The 1,247-nt window shown below is 72.7% G+C and carries 1 protein-coding gene; it reads left to right on the top strand.

Going from position 1 to position 1,247, the window contains the following annotated elements; genetic code table 11:
- The coding region (gene malQ / locus HUK84_RS18965) for a 4-alpha-glucanotransferase (protein ID WP_176641607.1) at positions 1-1,247 on the top strand (1,247 nt) is incomplete at both ends.

The following is a 1,247-nucleotide window of genomic DNA, read 5'->3' as shown; positions in this document are numbered from 1 at the left end:
CGCCCTGGCCGACCTGGCGCGGCAGGCCGGCCAGGCCGGGGCCGACGCCCTGGCCGTCAGCCCGGTGCACGCCATGTTCACCGCCCGCCCCGATCAGTACAGCCCCTATTCGCCCTCCAGCCGCCTGTTCCTCAACGTGCTGCTGGCCGACATGCGCTGCTGGTTCACCGCCCATGACATCGGCCAGGTGCTGCGCCGCCTGCATGTCGCGCCCTCGGCCGTCCTGGCGCTGGAAAACGCGCCGCTGATCGACTGGCCGCAGGCTTCGGCGCTGCGCCTGCAGGTGCTGCGCGGCCTGTATGACGATTATATCCGCCCCGCCCCCCCGGCCGAGATGACGGATTTCGTCGCCGCCCAGGGGCGCAAGCTGCATCTGCACGCGGTGTTCGAAACCATCCACGCCCAGCAAGTGCGGCGCGGGCCGCGCGGCGGCAACTGGCGGATCTGGCCCACCGCCCTCCGCAATCCCGGCAACCCCGAGGTCGCGCGCATCGCCGCCGAACGCCGGAACGATGTCGGCTTCCACCTCTTCCTGCAATGGCTGGCCGCCCGCAGCCTGGACCATGCTGGCGCCGCCGCCCGCCAGGCCGGCATGCGGATCGGGCTGATCGCCGACCTGGCCGTCGGCACCGACCCGACCGGCAGCCAATGCTGGTCGGACCAGGACGATTTCCTGATCGGCGCCTCGGTCGGCGCCCCGCCCGACCCGCTCGGCCCGCTGGGGCAGAACTGGGGGCTGACCACCTTTTCGCCCGGCGCGCTGCGCACGCACGGCTACCGCGCCTTCATCGACACGCTGCGCGCCACGCTGGCGCGCCAGGGCGGGGTACGGATCGACCATGTGATGGGGCTCGAACGGCTCTGGATCATCCCCGAGGGCGCATCGGCCACCGACGGCGCCTATCTCGCCTTTCCCCGCCAGGACCTGATGCGGCTGGTGGCCCTGGAATCGGCCCGCCACGGCGCCATCGTGATCGGCGAGGATCTGGGCACCGTCTCGCCCGGCTTTCGCGGGTACGCGGCGCGGCGCGCGATCCTGGGCATGAACGTGCTGTGGTTCCAGCGCGGCGCGGACGGCGCCTTCCTCCCGCCGGAGAAATGGGGCCGCAACGCGGTGGCCATGACCACCACGCACGACCTGCCCACCGTCGCCGGCTGGTGGCAGGGCACCGACATCGCCTGGCGCAGGGCCCTGCGCCAGTTGCCCAGGGATACACGGGCCGATGATGTCCAGGCCGCCCGCGCCC

The sequence above is a fragment of the Nguyenibacter vanlangensis genome, assembly GCF_013376155.1.
Lineage (GTDB): Bacteria > Pseudomonadota > Alphaproteobacteria > Acetobacterales > Acetobacteraceae > Gluconacetobacter > Gluconacetobacter vanlangensis.
Note: the sequence above shows the minus strand (reverse complement) of the source record. Positions and strands in the feature narration are given on the sequence as shown.